Genomic DNA, 18,468 nt, shown 5'->3' on the forward strand with positions numbered 1-18,468 from the left:
GAGGAGACCTGCCCTGTAGCTGCTCCTCTGTAAATGCTTGGCAATATTACACTTTCAGGGCTGTCAGGACCGTCTCATTGTCTTCGGCGATGAGGACAATCCGGGTCACTTTTCCTTTTTTGTCCACGCTTCCGTAAAGGAGATTGATGTCGACCCCGATATCGGAGATTTTCTGGGTGACGGATTGGAGGGTCCCGGGCTTGTTCTCGACATTGACCAGGACCACGTCCTCTTCGCGGATGTCATATCCTTTGGCCTTGAGAAGCTTTTTCGCGTGGTCATGGTCCTCGGCCACGAACATAATGACGCCACGGTTGTCCACGGCATAAGCGCAGATCGCCATGATGTTGATCGCGGAAGATGACAAAATGTGGGTGACTTCCGCCAGGGTCCCGACCTTGTTATTCACCGTTATGATCAACTGTTTGCTCTTGACCGCTTGCGTCATAAACCCCTCCCTTCAATCTTGACCATCTGTCCGAGAAGAAGACCTGTCAACCCTGATGCGCCCGCGTCCCGGGCCAGATCATCGCTTCCCGCTGGCCCGGGGGAAAAACGAAATTTTCAAGCTTAGGCAACTCCCTCTTTAAGGGGTTACGGGTTCCTTGATTTTCTTCATCTGAGCAGGCAGGATCACGATCTCCACGCGCCGGTTCTGCTGCCGGCCCTGGGGAGCGTCGTTGGGGACCAGGGGATGATACTCCCCGTAGGCAACCGCGGAAACCCGGAGCGGGTCGACACTGCCGTCATTGATAAAATTGTGCAAAACGGCCAGCGCGCGGGCCGCGGACAATTCCCAGTTGGACTTCCACCCGGAGTGCTTGATCGGGTCGTTGTCCGTGTGGCCTTCGATGGCAATCTTGGAATCCTTGACGTCGCGGTTGAGGATCTCCGTGACCTTAAGCAGGGTCGGCTTCGCGTCTTCGCGGATATCGGCTTTGCCGGAATCGAAGAAAATTTCCGCCAAGAACGTCAGGACAAGCCCCCGTTCCGTCATTTCCAGTTTGGCCTGGTAATCTTTAAGCTCCTGCGACAAGGATGACTCCAGGTCCCTTTTGGCTTTTTCCAACTCGGACAACTCCTCTTCCTTGGATCTTTTCACTTGCTCGACTTCCTGCTTTTTCTGCGAGGCCAAGCGCTGGATCTCCCGGTCCTTCTCTTCCCGCAGCCGGGCGAGTTCCGACTCTTTGTCTTTCCGGGCCTGTTTCAATTCCGCGCGCAAGGCCGCCGCCTCTTTTTCCAAAAGATCCGCGCGCTGAGCTTTATCAAACGTGGCGCATCCGCTGCCGGCGATGGCCATCATGACCGAAAGGATGATCCCGGGTATGACTTTCCTCATCATGCCACCTCCCAAAGAAGACCTGGGTTGCGCGATCCGTTGAACAAAATCCGCCTGAGAACATCTCTATTATCTAACGAAAAGGGGTTTTAGGCAAAATCTTTGCTGCCGTGCCCGGCCAAGGGCTGGAGCAAAACAAAATTATTGCCGTCGAGAAAAACAGGAGGCTCAGACTCCGAGCGGCTGGCGGCGGACGGAAGGCCGAAATTTGAAAAATTCCATTTCCGGCAGGGAGAAAAGCATCTCTCCTCCGGCCCTGAGAAAAGACTGTTCCCGGGCGATGATATCATCCCTCAAATGCCAGGGCAAAACGAGCAGGACATCCGGATCCATCTCCAGGGCCTTGTCCTGGGGGACGATCGGGATCCGGCTGCCGGGGCAAAAACATCCGAATTTTTCCGGATTGATCTCCGCAACGCACAAGAGATCGTCCGGGGTCATGCCGCAGTATTGCAGGACCACGTTCCCTTTCGTGGAGGCGCCGTAACCAACGGCGCGCCGGCCCCTTCGCGCCCATTGCCCGACCACATCCCGCAAGGCGTCACGGTGGCGGCGCACGGCCGACTCAAATCTTTGATAAAGGAACGGCTGATCCAATCCCTGGAGGGACTCCGCTTCCAGCAAACGGCGCAGGACGTCCCGCCCTTCCGGATAGGGCGACGCGGCCCTGGCCGCCGTGACGATAAAACTCCCGCCGTTGACCGCGTTTAAAGACACGTTCACGATTTTCAACCCGGCCCGTTCCGCCATCCAGACGATCTGCGACAGCGCGTAATAGGAAAGGTGTTCGTGGCAGACCGTGTCGTAAGCGTTGCGGGACAGCAGAAACGGCAAATACGACTGCTCGAACACAAAGACCCCGTCGTCGGCCAGGACCTCGCAGACCTGGGACAAAAAGTCCAGGGGCGATTCCACATCATAGAACATCGCGATCGCGGTGACTACTTTTGCCTTCCGCCCCGGGAAATGCTTCCGGACGAGGTCGGCGGTGAAAAATTCAGCCGCCTTCGAGATCTCCGGCGGATAATCCCCCTCGAATTTCTCAAGGATCGGATCGATCCCCATCAACTGAAATTTTCCCTGCGGCCAGGATCTCAGCAGAGTCCCATCGTTGCTGCCGATATCCACGATGAGGTCCCCTGGCTCCAGGGGGACAAAATCTTCCAGCCGGGCCACAATGGCCTCCAGATGGCGAACCATGGACGGCTGAAGCCCGGAACGGTAACCGTATCGCGGGCTGTAAAGGCGGCGCAATTCGCACGTGTGCTTCAACTGGACCAGGCCGCAGCCGCCCAGGCATTTGACCAATTCCAGGGGGCATTGGGGAACAGGCTCCTCCGCGCTGGCAGGAAAAATCCCGGTGAGCGATTGAACGCCGAGGTTCAAAACCGGGGCCAGGTCCTCGCAGCCGCAGATGCGGCATCGTGTGACGGCCTTAAACATAGCCATGCGCCCTCCTGCGCAGGGCCAGCCGCAGCGTCGTCAGGACGTACTGGCCAAAAACTCCGATCAGCCGGACATGCCCCCGTGTTCTCCGGGGAACATGCCGGGCCGGGAACTGCCGGACGCGGAATCCCCGGTCCTGGAGCGCGCACAAAAAACGGATGAAATAATCACCATAACCGCGAAAAATTGTCTCCAGAGGCAGTCGGAACAGGACCTCTCGCCGGACCGCGAAATACCCGTACAGATTATCCGTCATCCTGCTGCCGGTCGCCGCGCGGACAAACATATTGAATATCCGGCTCAAGACCAGACGGAAACTTCCCGAAGATCCGTCCTGCAGAAAACGCGACGCCACCACGCAGTCGTGGGCTTCCAACTGCTGGATCATGAATGGCAAGTGCCGGGGATCATGGTCAAAGTCCGAATCCATCACGACCACCCTGGCCCCGCTTGCGGAGCGGATGCCGTCGACAATGGACGCGGCCAACCCCGGATCGCCCAACCGCCGGATGCCGGTGACAAAAGGCAGGGACAGATCTTCGACCGCCTGCATCGTCCCGTCCGGACTGTTGTCGTCCATGACAAGGATTTCGTGCTCATAACCGTTCAGGCAGGCGTGGATCTCCCGGATCAAAGGGACAACATTGTCCTTCTCATTGTATGTCGGCAGGATCACCGAAACCATGCCCTCCCGAGAGTTTGTCATGACAACCCTTTCCGTAAACCCTTCAACCCCGCGCAAACCGCCTCGACCTCGCCGTCCCCCAGCCCCGGAAAACAGGGCAGGACGATCACGCTCTTCCCTATATCTTCGGCAGCGGGAAGCGGGGCAGCCGCGTAAACCGGCAGGACGCTGGCGGGATAAAATCCGGGACGGGTCTCGATCCCTTCCGCCGCCAGGGCCTGGATCAGCGCGTCGCGTCCCTGTGGAAAAACAGCGGCATCGATCTTCACTCCCAGGGCCCAGATCACCGGATCCACCGAAGACGAAAAATGCTGAAGCGTGAGGCCGGTCTCCCCTTCAAGACTGGACCGGTAAAGCCGGTGGATATTCCTTCGCCGCGCAACAATCCTCTCAAGATCGTCCATTTGTCCGCACCCGACGGCGGCCTGGAGGTTTGTCAGACGAAAATTGTATCCGACCGCTTCATGCCAATACCGTTTGCCCGGCGTCATGCCGTGATCGCGAAGGATCCGCATCTCTTCATAAAGCTCCGGGCGGCGCGTCAGGACGCACCCCCCCTCTCCCGTCGTTATCGTTTTGGTCGCCTGGAAACTGAAACAGCCGGCGTCGCCGAAGGTCCCGGCGTATTGACCGTGGTCCCTGGAGAACACCGCCTCGGCCGCATCCTCAAGGAGAAGAAGGCTGTGCCGGGACGCGATCTCCGACAACCGGGCCATATCGCAGACATTCCCGTAAAGGTGCACCGCGATGACCGCGCGGGTCCTGTCCGAGATCAAGGCACTGACCGACGCCGGGTCCACGCACCATGTCCGGGGATCGACATCCGCAAAGACAGGCCTGGCGCCGGCGGCGATCACCATGTTGATCGGGGCGACAAACGTCAGTCCGGGGACGATCACCTCATCGCCCGGGCCGATGCCGCAGCCCAGCAGAGCCAGGTGCAAAGCCGCGGTGCCGCTGGACGTCATGACAGCGTAAGGCATGCCGTGAAACGCGGCGAACGATTCCTCAAATTTTTCCACATAGGGGCCGCCGGACACCCACGTCGATGACAGCGCGTCCGCGAGATATTCCTTCTCCTTCCCGGCGAACGACGGCCTGGCAAAAGGGATCTCAAGTTTTTCAGGAGTCTTGTTCCGGCTCATAATATCCGATCCAATACCGCTGATTATAGGGAAAGCACGAGTACCCGTGCCCGCGCATCAATTCGAAAAACTCGCCCCGCGTGTACAACTGCATCGGCCGGAAATAATCCAGGGCGCAAAGATAGTTCATGATCCTTTGGACCGGGGACCCGACCGGCCGCGGCTTGTCCAACACGTCCTCGACGATCAGGACCCGCCGGGCGGTTGTCTTGAACTCCTCCAGCAGGCGATGGGCCGAGGTCTCCCGGAAATGGCACAAGGAAATCAGCATCACCACGAGATCATAGGACCGCCCTATTCGGCCCAGGCCGTCATGCAGATCGCGGCGGTCACAGGGAATCCCCTGACGGGATAACCTGGATGCGAAGGACGGGCTGGCCTCAATCCCATGATATTCGCACGAAGCCGGGAGAAAACGGCGCAGGCCTCCGTCCCCGGCGCAGATATCGAGGACGGATACATGTCCGGCCGCGTATTCGGCGGCGATCCGGAACCTGAGAGAACTGCCGGCCCCCAGTTTCAGCCACGTCAGGAACCGGTAGACAAAAGGACTGCGGTAATGGATGCCCTTCAAAGGATTCATGGTCCGCGAAAATACGATTTAACGCCGGGACGCGTGAGGTAGTAGATCATGGCAGAACAAAACAGGATATCGAGAAAATAATGCACAATCAGCGCGGGGATGGTCAGGGACTCGAACGTGACGCCGGATACCCCCAGGGCATAGAACAGGCCGCCCAAAAGCTGGTCCAAATACTGTGTATGGTTCTTGAAGGCCTGATAAGGGTGCTTCCAGTAGAGCGTGGCCATAGTGAACAGGCCGATGACGATCGCCAGCTTGCGGCCCCAATCCCGGCGGGACAGCATGGCCAGGGCCGAGGAAATCCCCAAAATCCTCTGAAACCAGGAAAACGCGTAACGCGTGAGCGCAAGTCCCTTGCCCCAGTAGGCATAGTAGTCCAGGTACAAGGAATGATCCACAACAAGTTTATGGACGTGGACGAACGAACTGATCAGGAGCAGGATGCTGAACAGAAGGACCCCGGCGGGACGGGGCGGAGACGGGGATGGAAAATGTTCCGGGCCGGACATGGGGGATCATCCCCTTTTTCTGCGCCGGCGCTGAAAAAGCGCGACCAGCGTACTGAAAAACGTCCGGATCCTCCGCCGGCGGCCGGCACAGGCGGCGCCGGAAGGCGCCTCCCCTTTCAACTCGGAACGGTAATAATCCAGGCACTTCGGGCAGACCCCGCCGGCTTCCGCCCAGTCCGGATGACGGGCCTTAATGACGTCGACGATGTGGGATTCCAGATGATCCTTGTAAATCAGCATATCGGCGCTGATTTTCGCGCCGCAGATACTGCATGAATACTCCATGGGCCCTCCTGGACAGGAATCCGGGAAAACGCGTTACTTCAAAATTTTCATGATCTCACCATGGAGCTGGTGATATTGAAACGGCTTGGCAACGGCTTGGTACTGCCGGCCGGCCACCGTGATCTCGCCGATGTTGGTCTTGTTGGAATTGGTAACAATCCCGGACAGGAACAGCACGGGGATGTGCGCCAAGGACGGGTTTTCCCTGATCAGCCGGACGGCCTCGGGCCCGTCGAGATCGGGCAGGACGATGTCCATGAGGATGAGGTCCGGCAGATAATATTTGGCCTTGGTCACGGACTCCCGGCCGCCGCTGGCCTTGATCACCTGAAACCCTTCAGCCAGAAGTTTCTTCTCCAAGATATCTAAGATCACCGTATCGTCATCGACAATGAGAATCTTTTTACGGTCCATGGTTCCCCTTAGGGCAGGACAATACCGTATTTTCGGCCGGCTTCTCCGTCGCCGGATCCGGTGACCATTTTATTCTAATCCCTCAACCGAGCGGTTGGCAACTGGTATTTTTCACAAAACAGCCGGGCGGACGGCGGACCCATCTAATACAGGGCGAGCCGGATGTCCTGGGTGTCCCACGTTTTGCTCAAACCGGCCTCAGCGAGAACCCGGCCCCGCTCCAGCAGGATATGGGCCTGTTCGATCTTCCCGATGGCGGCCAGGGATTTTCCCAAATAATAAAGTCCGTTCGGGTCCTGCGGATACGACTCTACGTACGCCTTCAGGAAATAAGCGGCCTGGGGATAATCCTTCATCTGGTACAACGCGTATCCGGCATGGTAATAAAAAAATCCGTCTCCCTCCAAGGCCGCCAGAATGGCCTGCTGGGAAGAAAAGGCGGCCTGCGGCCACTCCTGAAGAGCGACATGGCTGAGGACCAAAAGCTTAAACCCGTTGTGGTAATTGTCCCTGAACTTGAATTTCAGATCATTGGCAAGGTTGCTGGATTCCGGGAGCATGGGGAAATAGATCCGCGAGGACGTGACATAGTTCAGGTTGTCATCGAGCGTGGTCCCCAGGGCTTTTTGCAGATATTCGATGGCTTCCCGGTGATGGTCTCTGCGAAAATATATCAACCCGGTATTATAGGCATAATTGAAGACACCCGGAAGAGACTCCCCCGCCGCCCGATAGGCCAACAGGGCCATTTTATGCTTTCCGAGATAATAATAGCAATACCCCAGCATCCCGTTGGTGTCCGGGCGGTCCGGCATAAAAAGAGAGACGCTTTCATAGTAACGCTCATATTCTTCCAGCTTTTGCGGATTGATCGTTTCCTTTCCCTCGCTGAAAGCGACAAGATAGTCAAACGGAGGCATCAGGCGGCTGAGGACAGCGGCGGCCGCGTGAAACAGGAGACTGCGGTAATCAATCAAGGGCAGAGACAGGGCCGCCACCAAAATATAAACAAGCAACGCCGGCGGGGATCGCCGCAGCAGGCATTTGATGTTAAAAGAATCCTTTTTAAAGAACGGCATTCCGCCCCTCCTCCTCCTCCTCCTCACTGGCCCGCCTCCACCAGAACGCCGTCCCTGCCAGCATCGCCGCAAAAAGCGCGATCAGGGCCCAATTCCCGATTTCCTGCCACCGACTCCCGAACCGGAACGTCACCTTGTGCTCTCCAACTGGGATCCAAACGCCCTTGAAGGCCATGTTGGCGCGAAACAGCGGAATTTCCTTCCCGTCCAGGAAGGCCCGCCAGCCGCTATGATAGGCGTCATTGTAAACAAGAAACTTGGGAGCATCCAAACGCGCGTGAACGGCAACCTCATTGACCCCGAATTTCAGGAGCTGGATCCGGCCCGACGATTCTTCCACTGGCTCAGCGGAAGACTGTTCCGGAGGATGCCCGCCGGGCGGAGGAACAGCACCGCTGTGAAGTGGAACATAGGCCGTGCCGCAAAATTTCCTGAGACACTCTTCAAGCACCATCTCATCGCCAAACAGGTCATCAAACACGTCAACCCGGTCATAAAGAATAAACCGGTAAACCGTATAGTCCTGATAGACGTCGTGATCCATTTTCCCCCGAAGCGCATTCACCCATTTTGACGCATAGTAGGAATCAATGGAGGCCTTGACGGTGCCCCCCCGTTCGGGGGACACTTCCAATTTCCGGGGCCTCAGAAATGAAAACCGGTCATATATCCCCTCATATTTGTAATATCGATACAGGGGGTTCCGGTCATAAAAATCCAACCGGGTATCTTCCGGGGCGCTGTCCTTGAGACCTTGATAAACTTCAACCGGCTGAAGGGCCACCACGGCCAACAACACAACCAGGAACGGCATCCCCCTGGCATGTCCCGTTGACGCGACCTGGGTCCTTCCCGCCCATTCCATCCCCAGGAACAGAACCAAACTTAACCCCAGGGTGAGATAGGTGGACCGGATCGGGTCCCCCTTCCAGGACACCAAAACGGCGAGCCCGGCATGGACGAGAACAATGAACGCGATCCGGGCGTAACGCCCCGGCGCCGTCTGCGGACGCCGCTCAAAAAACAGCTTCATCTGCTCCGCGAGGAACAGGATCAAGACCGGAAGGATCAAAAACCAGAGGAAAAAGTGGAGGTTTCTGAAATATTTAAAAAAGAAAATATGCTCATAAAGGAAAGCGTATAACCCGGATGACTCCGGGCTCCCCAGGGTCAGGATCGCGCCGCCCCAAAGCAGATAAAACAAGAGTCTCCTGTTAAAAGGCGTGATCAACCCCAAAAGAAAGATCACCCCGGCGAAAATGGGGACATAAAACACCGCGAACCGGAACGACCGCAGATCGAGCAAATAAAAAAAGGAATAGAGCAAGTCCTCCGCAATCGCCCAGTCCATGACGATGTCCCGGTCCACGCCCATGGCATGTCTGACCGGCGCCTCGGCGCTGCGCGCCGGCAGGACGAATTCCCCTTCCCTCCCGGAAAGAAAAAACATCACTCCGGGGACGAGGGCCAGGATCAGGGCCATCAGGCACATCAGGGAGAGCATTTTGTTCCTGGCGATGAATGCCGCGCATCTCACGGCAACGGCCTTGACCTGGCCGGGGTAAAGAACGAAGAAAAAAAAGAGAAACGAAAGGACAATGACCAGGAAATAAAACGGGATGTACGTGGTCAGAAGGACCATCATCGAGAGCGTCATGCCCAGCAGGGAATACCGCCTTGGGGACTGGAAAAATGCCACCCCAAAGTAAAAAAACCAAATCATCGGAATAAAAGTAAAATTGATATAAGAATCGAACAGCCGCGTCCCCATAGCCGAAAACAGCAACAGAAGAAAAGCCAGGAACGCCGCGGCGCGGTCCCGGAGGAGACGCTGGGACAGCAGATAAAAACCGATCATGCCTATGAAATAATAAACACCCAAAAACCACAGGTAGGCCAGCCGGGCCGGCAGGCCGGCCTGGTGGAAAAGAAGATAAATATAGAGAAACGGATTATACGTGCCGGCACGGCGCAGAAAGAATTCATTGGGAACGCCCCCTCCTTCATAAAACGGGTCCCACAGCGGATACATTCCGCGCGCGATGCTGTCCATGTAATACTTGATATGGTCGTAATAGGATATCGCGTCCGACATCAGGGCGTAATCGCCGAAAAAATAGGAACGCAGGGACAGGAACCAGATGAAAAAAGCCGCCGCGAACAGCACCGGAAGGGGAGAAAAAATTCTGGTTAATTTCAATGGGAAGGGGAATTTCATGCGCTTCCTGAACGTGAGAACCTGGCAAAGCTGAGGGTCATGACGGCGTTTCTCCGGCGACGTAGGCATTATAGGGCCCGCTTTTCCGGGCGTCAAGCGCATTCCCCTTTTCTTTGCCGGATCGTCCAGAATATCTCAATAAACGTTTGCCCCTCAGGATTTTGCTGGTATGATGATTACATTCACACCGGGAACAAACCGGGAATTCATAACCAGTTCCGCGCCTCCGAAACGCATGAAACTGTCCGTCATCATCCCCGTTTACAATGAAGAGAACAGTCTGCCCCGAATCCTGCCGATGGTCCAGCAGGCCCCCCTGCCGCCGGGCGTAGGACAGGAAATCGTGATCGTTGACGACGGTTCAACAGACGCCACCCCCAATATCCTGGAGGGCTTCCGTTCCGATCAACATGTCAAAATCCTGAGACACGACCGGAACAGAGGGAAGACCGCGGCCGTCCTGACAGGCCTTCGGGCCGCGGCCGGGGACATCTTCCTGATCCAGGACGCGGATCTGGAATATCATCCTTCCCATTATCCCCGGCTCCTGGAGCCGATCCTCCGGGACAAAGCCAGCGTGGTCTATGGCTCACGGTTCAAAGGCCGGATCCTCGGCATGCGTCCCGTCAACCGGTGGGCCAACAGGGTTTCCAACATCACGTTCAATCTCCTGTACGGCACACGGATCACCGACATCAACACCTGCTTCAAGGTGTTCACGCGGGACGCCTTCCGGGACATGGACATCACAACCAGCCATTTCGGACTCGATACCGAACTGACCGCCAAGCTCGTCCGGAGGGGATATGCCATCACGGAAGTCCCGATCGATTACGCGGCCAGGTCCGTCGAAGAAGGCAAAAAAATCACCTGGATCAAGGCCGTGAGCATGTACGCGGGTATTTTCCGTTTCCGTTTCGGGCGATGATCCGCGGCCCGACTCCGTCCTGAAAAAAATATCGCGATGTTACCCATCATTCCGTTGATCGCTTTTGCCGTTCTCCTGTTCTGCCTGCGCCGATGGGAACCGGGGCTGGGCGGACGCGACGCCTTTCTGCTCTCCGCGCTCTTCTGGGGAATCCTCCTCTCCGCCGGGACCGAGATCCTTGGGGCCTTCAAAAACCTCACGCCGGGCGGCTGTGCCCTGTTTTGGTCCATCATCATCGCCGGAGGGACATTTTTCACTCTTTCCCGCAAGGCCCGTCCCGCAGCCGCAGCGCCCCCTTTGCGACACCTCAGCCTGCCGGAGATCGCCGGACTTTGCGGCATCGCCGCCATAGTCCTGGGCACGGGCTTGACCGCCTGGCAGGCGGCCCCCAACACCTGGGACTCCCTCACCTACCACATGAGCCGGGTGGAGCATTGGATCCAAAACAAAACGCTGGCCCCTTATCCCACGCCCATCGTGCGGCAAATCGTCTATCCGCCGTTTGCCGAATTCGTGATCCTGCATTTTCAACTGCTGGCCGGCAACGACCGCTGGGCGAACCTGGTCCAGTGGTTCTGCATGGCAGGATCGCTCGCCGGAATTTCGCTGATCTCCAAACTCCTCGGCGCGGACCGCCGCGGCCAGATCCTTGCCGCGCTCCTGGCCGCAACCCTGCCCATGGGCATCCTGCAGTCCTCCAGCACCCAAAACGATTATGTCCTGACCTTCGCCCTGGTCTGTTTCGTGCGATACCTTCTGCCATGGCTCCGCACCCCGCGTTCAAGCGGGATTGAGACGTTAGGAGCTGGCTTTGCCGCGGCCCTCGGCATCCTCACCAAAGGAACGGCCTGGTTGACCGTCCTCCCCCTGCTGGCCCTGGGCGTTATGCCGGGCGGCCGCCGGCACCCGCGCGCCGCCGCCGGATTTGTGGGCCTTGTCCTGATCAGCGCCGCAGTTGTCAATAGCGGTCACGCCCTGCGGTCATTTTCCGCACCGCAGCGGGATCTGGCAAAAGTCACCGAACTCTCGGCCCTTTCCAACGAAACGTTCACGCCGCAAGCCGTTCTGTCGAACCTCCTGCGCAATCTGGCCCTGCAGATGGGCACGCCGTCGGCCGGGTTCAACACCGCGATCGAGCAGGCGGCCATGAAAATCCATTCAATCCTGCCCATTTCTCCGCTCGACCCGCGGACAACGTTCGGCGCCGAGGAATTCCGCATCCTCCGGCATCCGTTCCACGAAGACCATGCGTCCAATCTTGTACACTTGGCCCTGATCTTCTCTGCCTGCGGATTGTTTTTCAAACCGGCGGTCCGGTCCCTGCCGTTTCTCCGCGGATACTTGGGGGGATTCATCCTGTTGGTCCTTTTGTTTAACATCCTGGTCAAATGGCAACCCTGGCACAGCCGGCTTCACCTTCCCTTCTTTGTCCTGATGATGCCGTTTGTCGCCGTCGTGCTTGAAAAAACGGCAGGACGAAAAACGTTCACCGCTATCGGGCTGGCAGCCTGGCTGTGCGCCGCTCCCTGGCTGGTCTTTAATCCGTCGCGCCCGCTGGCAGGAGCCGGGAACATCTTCCAGACACCCCGGCTTGAGCAATATTTTGCCAACAATCCCGGATATGTTTATTCCTATCTCGGCGCCGTCAAATTAGCCCAGGCCCACAACTGCCGCGACATCGGGCTGGCGTTCGGCGGGGATTCCTGGGAGTATCCCCTGTGGCCCCTGAGCCGCCATGTCCTCGGCCGTCCTGTCCGTATCGAGCACGTCCTTGTTAAAAACGTCACCTCGGCCTGGGCCTATCCTCTGGGAAAATTTGATCCCTGCCTGATCCTGGATGATGGAAACACCGGGGAGACGAAACGGATCTGGAACAATCGCGCCTACTACAAAGAAAAAACTTTTGCGTTTCTTGGAATTTATACCAGGGACGACAGCGGCGACCTGGCCGTCAGGCTGATCGAACGCCATTTTAACAACGCGCTGAGCCGGTCGTTTGAGGCCGCGCGGCTGCTGAACGAAGGCCCGGCTCCGGGCCAACAGCCGTCGGAAGCCATTGTCCGGGCGGTCACGCTCCAGAGGCAGGCCCTGCAGGAAGCCCGAATGGTGGACATCGTTGCTCTCTCCGGGATTGACGCGGATTTGGGGGACCGCTTCCAGAAGGAATTTCTTGCCGGATTGGAATTATTTATCGGGGGGGCCGAACGGGGTGATGAAAAAATGATCCATGGCGGACAAGAACTCCTCATCCGCTGGCAAACCTGGCTGGCTGAAAACATTTCCAATATTCGCGAAAAATTTCCAAAAGACTAAAAAATCCTTAAGTCCAAAGAAGGCTCCTGCCCTTTGGGATTAGGGGTGCCGGCCTTCTTGAGGACTTCAGCCTGGGCTGTGAATTGGCGAAGGACATCGTCTTTCTCTCCGAGCGCCCGCAGGGACTCCGTCATCCGTTCATAAGGATCCGCCCACGATGGGTCGCGCTTGATGGCCTGTTCAAATGCCTTGACCGCTTCCCGGGGATCATTCATCCCCTGGGCCGCAATCCCGGCAAAATAATAAAATTCCCCGCCCTGGTCAAACCCGGCCGCGATCGCGTCCGCGGCGGCGCGCATCATCCCGCTGTAATCTTTCCGGTGATACCGGCTCTGGATCATCATCAAATAACTCTGGCGATATCCGTCTTTAAGCCGCAGGACCAGCCATTTCTCTTTTTCAGGCAGATCAACGAACAGCGGGACATACAGCCGCGATGAAACGACAAAACTCAGATTCTCCGAAAAAGGGACCGCGACCGCGTCGGCAAACGACTGCTCGGCTTCGGCGAACCGGCCGTGGCGGTACGCGAGAACGCCGCGATTATAATGGAACGGCAGAAAACGCTGCTGCATCCCCAGGGCTTTCTCCAGCAAAAACGTCGCCCGCTGGACATCCCCGCGGCGGTCATACAAGTATCCCAGGACACCATAGGCCTCGGCGCTCTGCGGCATGTATTCAGCGACCTTCTCGTAATAAACGATGCAATCCCGGATTTTCCCGGGATCAGACGGCCCGCCCTCAAGCAAAGACCGGAAGTCCTCGGCCGAAGGCATGAGCTGGTTCAGCGTGACAGCCCGGGCCTTGGATTTCACCTTTTCACGCTGGGCCACAAGGGCCGAGACCAGCGAGCTTCCCCCCAGCCGTTCGCGGATACGCGCGGCATCGCCGGCGATCACCCCGAGAAGGACCGTTGCGACAGCCAGCGTGACAGCGCCTTTCAGGTATTTCATCCCTTTTTCCATCAATCCGATTCCTCACATTTTCCCGGCCGCAAAAAACCGGAAATGATATAATGAATGCCCGTATGCCGGAAAAATCCTTCCATCGTCCCGATCCCGGGCGTCAGCTCCGTCTCTTCCTCTGGGTCCTTTTTCCGGCCCTATTTCTCTACTGGGCCTACCTGTCCTTTGTGACCCAAATGATCGTTGTGCACGATTCCGTCAATTATGAATTTCTGGGACGGCTCATCAAGGACCAGGGCTTCCCCGCGTATTTTCAAACCGGCCCCCACCGAGAACCCTTCTACCCGATCCTCATTGCCCTGGCGATGCGCCTTGCGGAAGGGATGTCCTTATCCTATCAAACTGTCCTCAAAGTTCTCCAGTTCATTTTTCTTTTTTTGACGCAGCTGCTGGCCCTGCGGCTGATGGTGCGCCTGAACATTTCCCCTGTGCTGACGGGGATCTGCCTCTTTTATATGGGAATCTCGCCTGCGTTCGTCAACGCCGCGTTAAGCTTGTATTCGGAAATCGCCGCATTCCCGTTTGCCGTTCTCATCGTTTTGGCCGGAGGCCGGGTCTGGACATCACTCGCCGAGGCGCCGCCCCGGAAGGCCGCTCTTGGCGGCGCAGGACTCGGGGCTGTTTTTGTGTTCGCCACGCTGTCCAAAGCCATTTTTCAGCTTGTGGCCGCGCTGTTCATAGCCGGGTTTGCCGCTGTGGCCGTCTCCGCAGTCCTTCGCAAACAACCAAAAACTTTTCGCAACATCCTTTGTTTTCTGGCCGCCTTCGTCCTGGTCTACCAGGGAGCCGTGACCTGTTACAAGTGGGCCAACTGGACGGGCAACGGGACGTTCACGTTCACGGACCGCGGCGCCTGGGCCCTCTACGGAAGCACGGCCCGCCGGATGGAACCGCTGCCGGGGCATCGCCTGCTGGCAGCCGTCGCCTTTGCTCCAGGCGAGGAATTTTGCGGAAAGGTCGCAAATCCGGAGGACTGCGTGTTCTGGTCGTACCGGACCTCGGACGATCTGGGCGTCAACAAACTCTATGAATTGATCGGACAAGGGATGTCCAACCAGGATATCAACCGCACCCTCCTGCGGTTCTCCATTGAAAAAGCCGTTCACAATCCCGCACAATATGCGATCCTTATGGCCGTGGAAGGATTAAAAATGTTCTTTTGGGAATCCACCGGGATCGGGTTTGTGGCCTACCCCGATTGGCTTTCCGCCGCCCACAGCCTGCCGTTGTTCAAACACGGCCTGCGCTATCTGCTGGCGATCCTCACGGTCCTGGCCCTGGGGTACGGCATCCTCGTTTCCTGGCGCGGCCGGCGCGCTGTATTCTGTCTGTCCCCGCCCCCGGAAGACCGCGTTCTGATCACCGGATGGATCACGGCCCTGATCCTGGCCCACATCATCTCCTATTCGTTCTTCTTCATCCTCAACCGCTATGTCCTGCCGCTCGCGCCTCTCTACATCATCCTGATCGCCCTGTTTCTGCAAAAATGCTTCAGGACAACAACGCGCCGATCAATTCCCAAACGGTCCGCAAAAGCCGGATAATCAGCAGTCCCCCCAGAACCAACAGCGTGTTCAGCCACATCCACGATCTTGCTTTGAAGAGCTGCAAAAAATGGACGGAAAAAACCGTGGTTGCCACGATCCCCAGCGGCGTCAGGAAAAGGAAATACCGCGCAGAAACTTCAAACCCTTCCAACCCCGGGGCTGAACGGACCTTGAATATCCCCAGCATAGCCAACGCCAAAAGCAGCATCAGCGAAATGAACAGAAAAAAATACTTCCCGGCCCGCGAGAGCGGCTGGTCAACGTCTCTCTTCTTCTTCAAAATCCCCCATGCCCCCAGGCCCCCGTATATCAAGAAAATCGCCAGCCGTTCCGGCGGGATATTCGCAGCAATCAGGGAGAACGAGTGCACCAGCCGGAATTTGAACGCCGCGGTATCGGGATAATAATAAAGCGCGAGCCCCAGCGGGACAACCAGCGGCAACAGCCATTTTTTCCAATTCCGGTCAACAGCATACCAAATCAGGAAAGAGCCAACAACGGCCTGGACGACACCAAAAACAACGGACAACGCCAATAAGGCATGAACAAGAAAAAGCCCTTTCCACGTCCCCCCGGACGGCCGCTCCGGGCCGGCCGCGCGGACAAAAAGGACGGATTGCACGATCGTGAGAAAAAACCACAGCGCGTACGGCCGGGCTTCGGCCCAATAGGCCCAGACCATGGGAGAGGCCAGGGCAACCCCAAGGGCATACATTCCCACAGGCCATCCGAAGGCCCTGGCGAAAAAGCAAAGCAGGATCACCATGGACAAGGACATCATGACATTTGGGAAAAACCGCAGGATCCGCTGGGAAGACGGATCATGGATGGTCCACTCATGGTCCCATGTCCCGGGGAAACGGTATCCGGCCGCGTCGATGACGGCCTTTTGAACCAGATAAAACAGCGGGCAGGGGTTGGCCTCTTCCAGCCGGCCCCGGAGGATGTCCGTGTAGGACTTGCGCTCAATGTTGTGGATCTGCGTGAAGATCTCGTCGTTCCAGAGGGGTTTAATCTGGGAGAGCCAGGATCCGGTGCTGAACAGCAGAAGAAATATCAGAAGGCCCGGGACAAAAAATCGTGGCAAGGACACCGTCATCATCCGCATTTTCATAACGCCTCCGGGGAATGACAAGAAAAAAAACGGCGTCAAACTTTCCGCCGCCGGTTAAACTGAAGGGATTTCAGGAAGAAATAGCCGACGCACCCGATCGTCACGACCGGCGGGACGGCATTCGGGATCTCCACATGAAAGCTCTCAAGCACCATGATAATCCCCAGGAAACAAATCGAATACATGGCCCCGTTCTTCAGATAAACATAACTCTTGATCTTGTCCACACCCTTGATGGTCAGCTCGCGGACAACGACCGCGCCCAGCCCGTTGCCGATGATGATGAGCGGGACCGACATCGTGAAGGCAAAAGCCCCGATCACTCCGTCGATGGAAAACGAGGCGTCCAGAATTTCCAGGTAGACCAGCTTGCTGATATCGGAAAGATTCCTGTTCTCCTTCATCTCCTTTTCCTTCCGGGCCGCGAAGGCCTTGAAGCCATGGGTGATGAAGAAAACCGCTGCGCCCAGAGACGCGCAAAACGCCATTTTGGGGTCCTGCTGGATGGCAAACCAGATGATCGCGGTCAAAAGGACAGAAACGATGGCGGGAAACCAGTCCCCTTGTTTGCTGAAAAACCGCTCCACAGGAAGGCCGTATTCCTTGGGTTCAAGGAACAGCCATTCCAGAAAAAGAAAAATGAGGAAAATCCCGCCCGCCAACAGCAGCATCGGCGCGGAAACTCTCAGGGCTTCGGCGATATGAGGATCATTGCTGAAAGTCGCGGTGAGGGCCCCCCACCATCCCAGGGCCGGGCTGGAAAGCCAGACGATGAACCACGGCAGAAGGCCGCGGACCAAAAACACACTGAAAAAGATACCCCAGACCAAGAACCAGCGCCGGTAACGCGGCTGCATCGTGGACAGGACGTCCGCGTTGACAACCGCATTGTCAAAACTGGACACGATTTCAAAGACACAAAGACCGACGATGATGAGGATCAGGGTCAATATTTCCATGACAAGAACGCTGTTCCCGGCCTGGGCTGACTATATAATTTTCTTGAACCGGATGCTGTTCTTAAACGCCTCGAACTGGGACCGGTATGACGGAAATTTCTCCGGCGTAGAAATGAACTGGATCTTTGTCAAACGGTTAAAATCATCGGCGATGTAAAACGTCAGAATGAATAAATCCGGGTCCCGGTGGAAAAACAAGACCCACCGGGCGTCCTGGTTGTCAATCTTAAGCTGCCCTTTGTCCAGCACTTTTCCCTTGAGTTGCCGGAGGGAAGCCATCACCTCCCCGAACAAATCCTCAAGGAAGAGGGCCCCGGTCGCTTTCACGGAATAGATGGAAAAGATCGCCTCCGGCATGCCGGTCATAACGCTGGTCTCGGGCGATTCAAAAATAATTTCGTTCTCTTCCTTGCGTTCGTTCCACCCCACCGGTTTCACAACCGTGTACCATCCTCCCCGGTGAACGGATTCATCGAACATTTTCTCTTTGAGGATATTCACGCCGACGATCAGGATGACAAAAAAAATCACCATTTTCTTTGGTTCGATCATAGCTCCGCCTTTGCTGCCCAGGTTAACGCCTTAAGTATACAACCATATCTGCCGTGAATAAATACAGGAAATGAAAATATTGTCTGGCGGAAAAAACGAACGTGAGGGGGCGGGAGAATCCGTCTCCCCGGGCCCCCGGAAGAAACAGGGGGGCCCGGACGAAACGGTGAAAGAAACTACTTCTGCACTTGGCTGATCGGGCAGGTTTTCATCATGGGGCAATATGTTGACTTGCCCACAAGATAGCCCGCGGAGAAAAGCAACAAAGCCAGAATAATGCTGATCACGGCCTTTTTGCCGCAACAGCAGCAACCGCTTTTCTCAGTTGAACAACAAGAATCACCCTTTTTCTCTTCGGTCATCAAGGACTCCTTTCCTTTTGTGTTA

General features: G+C 56.7%; 19 protein-coding genes. 3 read left to right on the top strand and 16 right to left on the bottom strand.

All coding sequences use genetic code 11. From position 1 onward, the window contains the following. Window positions 1-46 precede the first annotated feature (46 nt). The 11 genes from Q8Q08_02310 to Q8Q08_02360 all read right to left on the bottom strand — a co-directional run bounded on the left by Q8Q08_02310 (window position 47) and on the right by Q8Q08_02360 (window position 9,685). On the bottom strand, window positions 47-448 hold the full coding sequence (locus Q8Q08_02310) for an ACT domain-containing protein (protein ID MDP2652844.1): 402 nt from the start codon (window positions 446-448) through the stop codon (window positions 47-49). A 138-nt stretch (window positions 449-586) separates the two neighbouring features. After that, entirely contained in the window at window positions 587-1,342 is a 756-nt protein-coding gene (locus Q8Q08_02315) for a flagellar motor protein MotB (protein MDP2652845.1), read from the bottom strand. Window positions 1,343-1,507: 165 nt separating this feature from the next. Next, window positions 1,508-2,788, bottom strand: coding sequence for a class I SAM-dependent methyltransferase (locus Q8Q08_02320; GenBank protein MDP2652846.1), 1,281 nt, complete (start codon window positions 2,786-2,788; stop codon window positions 1,508-1,510). Continuing rightward, window positions 2,775-3,491 (bottom strand): glycosyltransferase, encoded by a 717-nt coding sequence (locus Q8Q08_02325; protein MDP2652847.1) that lies wholly within the window; start codon window positions 3,489-3,491, stop codon window positions 2,775-2,777. The genes Q8Q08_02320 and Q8Q08_02325 overlap by 14 nt, the downstream gene beginning before the upstream one ends. Beyond that, window positions 3,488-4,615, bottom strand: coding sequence for a DegT/DnrJ/EryC1/StrS family aminotransferase (locus tag Q8Q08_02330; GenBank protein MDP2652848.1), 1,128 nt, complete (start codon window positions 4,613-4,615; stop codon window positions 3,488-3,490). The genes Q8Q08_02325 and Q8Q08_02330 overlap by 4 nt, the downstream gene beginning before the upstream one ends. Further along, window positions 4,593-5,198, bottom strand: coding sequence for a class I SAM-dependent methyltransferase (locus Q8Q08_02335; GenBank protein ID MDP2652849.1), 606 nt, complete (start codon window positions 5,196-5,198; stop codon window positions 4,593-4,595). Before Q8Q08_02335 ends, Q8Q08_02330 begins: the two co-directional genes overlap by 23 nt. After that, a complete protein-coding gene (locus Q8Q08_02340; protein MDP2652850.1) occupies window positions 5,195-5,707 on the bottom strand; it encodes a hypothetical protein in 513 nt (170 codons plus the stop codon). The genes Q8Q08_02335 and Q8Q08_02340 overlap by 4 nt, the downstream gene beginning before the upstream one ends. Before the next feature lie 6 nt (window positions 5,708-5,713). After that, window positions 5,714-5,992, bottom strand: a complete 279-nt coding sequence (locus Q8Q08_02345; GenBank protein MDP2652851.1) for a hypothetical protein — start codon at window positions 5,990-5,992, stop codon at window positions 5,714-5,716. 33 nt (window positions 5,993-6,025) lie between these two features. Next, the gene (locus Q8Q08_02350) at window positions 6,026-6,406 is read right to left on the bottom strand and encodes a response regulator (GenBank protein ID MDP2652852.1); all 381 of its coding nucleotides are present in this window, start codon (window positions 6,404-6,406) and stop codon (window positions 6,026-6,028) included. 143 nt (window positions 6,407-6,549) lie between these two features. Further along, complete coding sequence (locus Q8Q08_02355; GenBank protein MDP2652853.1) at window positions 6,550-7,485, bottom strand: tetratricopeptide repeat protein; 936 nt, start codon at window positions 7,483-7,485, stop codon at window positions 6,550-6,552. Further along, window positions 7,472-9,685: a hypothetical protein gene (locus tag Q8Q08_02360; GenBank protein MDP2652854.1), complete on the bottom strand. Its 2,214-nt coding sequence runs from the start codon at window positions 9,683-9,685 to the stop codon at window positions 7,472-7,474. Before Q8Q08_02360 ends, Q8Q08_02355 begins: the two co-directional genes overlap by 14 nt. Before the next feature lie 187 nt (window positions 9,686-9,872). Here Q8Q08_02360 and Q8Q08_02365 point away from each other — a divergent pair, with 187 nt between their 5' ends. Both Q8Q08_02365 and Q8Q08_02370 read left to right on the top strand, forming a co-directional pair. Then, window positions 9,873-10,631, top strand: coding sequence for a glycosyltransferase family 2 protein (locus tag Q8Q08_02365; GenBank protein MDP2652855.1), 759 nt, complete (start codon window positions 9,873-9,875; stop codon window positions 10,629-10,631). 36 nt (window positions 10,632-10,667) lie between these two features. Beyond that, entirely contained in the window at window positions 10,668-12,944 is a 2,277-nt protein-coding gene (locus tag Q8Q08_02370; protein MDP2652856.1) for a glycosyltransferase family 39 protein, read from the top strand. Here Q8Q08_02370 and Q8Q08_02375 read toward each other — a convergent pair. Further along, window positions 12,941-13,909 (bottom strand): tetratricopeptide repeat protein, encoded by a 969-nt coding sequence (locus Q8Q08_02375; protein ID MDP2652857.1) that lies wholly within the window; start codon window positions 13,907-13,909, stop codon window positions 12,941-12,943. The two genes, Q8Q08_02370 and Q8Q08_02375, sit on opposite strands and share 4 nt — an antisense overlap. A gap of 62 nt (window positions 13,910-13,971) precedes the next feature. Here Q8Q08_02375 and Q8Q08_02380 point away from each other — a divergent pair, with 62 nt between their 5' ends. Continuing rightward, the gene (locus Q8Q08_02380) at window positions 13,972-15,453 is read left to right on the top strand and encodes a hypothetical protein (GenBank protein MDP2652858.1); all 1,482 of its coding nucleotides are present in this window, start codon (window positions 13,972-13,974) and stop codon (window positions 15,451-15,453) included. Here the strand turns inward: Q8Q08_02380 and Q8Q08_02385 are convergent. The 4 genes from Q8Q08_02385 to Q8Q08_02400 form a co-directional block, all read right to left on the bottom strand. Beyond that, the gene (locus Q8Q08_02385; protein MDP2652859.1) at window positions 15,401-16,570 is read right to left on the bottom strand and encodes a hypothetical protein; all 1,170 of its coding nucleotides are present in this window, start codon (window positions 16,568-16,570) and stop codon (window positions 15,401-15,403) included. The genes Q8Q08_02380 and Q8Q08_02385 overlap by 53 nt on opposite strands. A 35-nt stretch (window positions 16,571-16,605) precedes the next feature. Continuing rightward, the gene (locus tag Q8Q08_02390) at window positions 16,606-17,529 is read right to left on the bottom strand and encodes a DUF475 domain-containing protein (protein MDP2652860.1); all 924 of its coding nucleotides are present in this window, start codon (window positions 17,527-17,529) and stop codon (window positions 16,606-16,608) included. 30 nt (window positions 17,530-17,559) lie between these two features. Further along, on the bottom strand, window positions 17,560-18,081 hold the full coding sequence (locus tag Q8Q08_02395) for a hypothetical protein (protein MDP2652861.1): 522 nt from the start codon (window positions 18,079-18,081) through the stop codon (window positions 17,560-17,562). 176 nt (window positions 18,082-18,257) lie between these two features. Then, the gene (locus Q8Q08_02400; protein MDP2652862.1) at window positions 18,258-18,443 is read right to left on the bottom strand and encodes a hypothetical protein; all 186 of its coding nucleotides are present in this window, start codon (window positions 18,441-18,443) and stop codon (window positions 18,258-18,260) included. Window positions 18,444-18,468 lie beyond the last annotated feature (25 nt).

The sequence above is a fragment of the Candidatus Omnitrophota bacterium genome, assembly GCA_030688425.1.
Classification (GTDB): Bacteria; Omnitrophota; Gorgyraeia; order Zapsychrales; family JANLHA01; genus JAUYIB01.

Excerpts from the sequence above, each read along its gene's own strand:
- Q8Q08_02400 (MDP2652862.1), bottom strand. The coding sequence starts at position 18,443 with ATGACCGAAGAGAAAAAGGGTGATTCTTGTTGTTCAACTGAGAAAAGC.
- Q8Q08_02395 (MDP2652861.1), bottom strand. The coding sequence starts at position 18,081 with ATGATCGAACCAAAGAAAATGGTGATTTTTTTTGTCATCCTGATCGTC.
- Q8Q08_02390 (MDP2652860.1), bottom strand. The coding sequence starts at position 17,529 with ATGGAAATATTGACCCTGATCCTCATCATCGTCGGTCTTTGTGTCTTT.
- Q8Q08_02340 (MDP2652850.1), bottom strand. The coding sequence starts at position 5,707 with ATGTCCGGCCCGGAACATTTTCCATCCCCGTCTCCGCCCCGTCCCGCC.
- Q8Q08_02385 (MDP2652859.1), bottom strand. The coding sequence starts at position 16,570 with ATGAAAATGCGGATGATGACGGTGTCCTTGCCACGATTTTTTGTCCCG.
- Q8Q08_02370 (MDP2652856.1), top strand. The coding sequence starts at position 10,668 with ATGTTACCCATCATTCCGTTGATCGCTTTTGCCGTTCTCCTGTTCTGC.
- Q8Q08_02335 (MDP2652849.1), bottom strand. The coding sequence starts at position 5,198 with ATGAATCCTTTGAAGGGCATCCATTACCGCAGTCCTTTTGTCTACCGG.
- Q8Q08_02310 (MDP2652844.1), bottom strand. The coding sequence starts at position 448 with ATGACGCAAGCGGTCAAGAGCAAACAGTTGATCATAACGGTGAATAAC.
- Q8Q08_02375 (MDP2652857.1), bottom strand. The coding sequence starts at position 13,909 with ATGGAAAAAGGGATGAAATACCTGAAAGGCGCTGTCACGCTGGCTGTC.
- Q8Q08_02355 (MDP2652853.1), bottom strand. The coding sequence starts at position 7,485 with ATGCCGTTCTTTAAAAAGGATTCTTTTAACATCAAATGCCTGCTGCGG.
- Q8Q08_02350 (MDP2652852.1), bottom strand. The coding sequence starts at position 6,406 with ATGGACCGTAAAAAGATTCTCATTGTCGATGACGATACGGTGATCTTA.
- Q8Q08_02315 (MDP2652845.1), bottom strand. The coding sequence starts at position 1,342 with ATGATGAGGAAAGTCATACCCGGGATCATCCTTTCGGTCATGATGGCC.
- Q8Q08_02380 (MDP2652858.1), top strand. The coding sequence starts at position 13,972 with ATGCCGGAAAAATCCTTCCATCGTCCCGATCCCGGGCGTCAGCTCCGT.
- Q8Q08_02330 (MDP2652848.1), bottom strand. The coding sequence starts at position 4,615 with ATGAGCCGGAACAAGACTCCTGAAAAACTTGAGATCCCTTTTGCCAGG.
- Q8Q08_02320 (MDP2652846.1), bottom strand. The coding sequence starts at position 2,788 with ATGGCTATGTTTAAGGCCGTCACACGATGCCGCATCTGCGGCTGCGAG.
- Q8Q08_02345 (MDP2652851.1), bottom strand. The coding sequence starts at position 5,992 with ATGGAGTATTCATGCAGTATCTGCGGCGCGAAAATCAGCGCCGATATG.
- Q8Q08_02325 (MDP2652847.1), bottom strand. The coding sequence starts at position 3,491 with ATGACAAACTCTCGGGAGGGCATGGTTTCGGTGATCCTGCCGACATAC.
- Q8Q08_02365 (MDP2652855.1), top strand. The coding sequence starts at position 9,873 with ATGATGATTACATTCACACCGGGAACAAACCGGGAATTCATAACCAGT.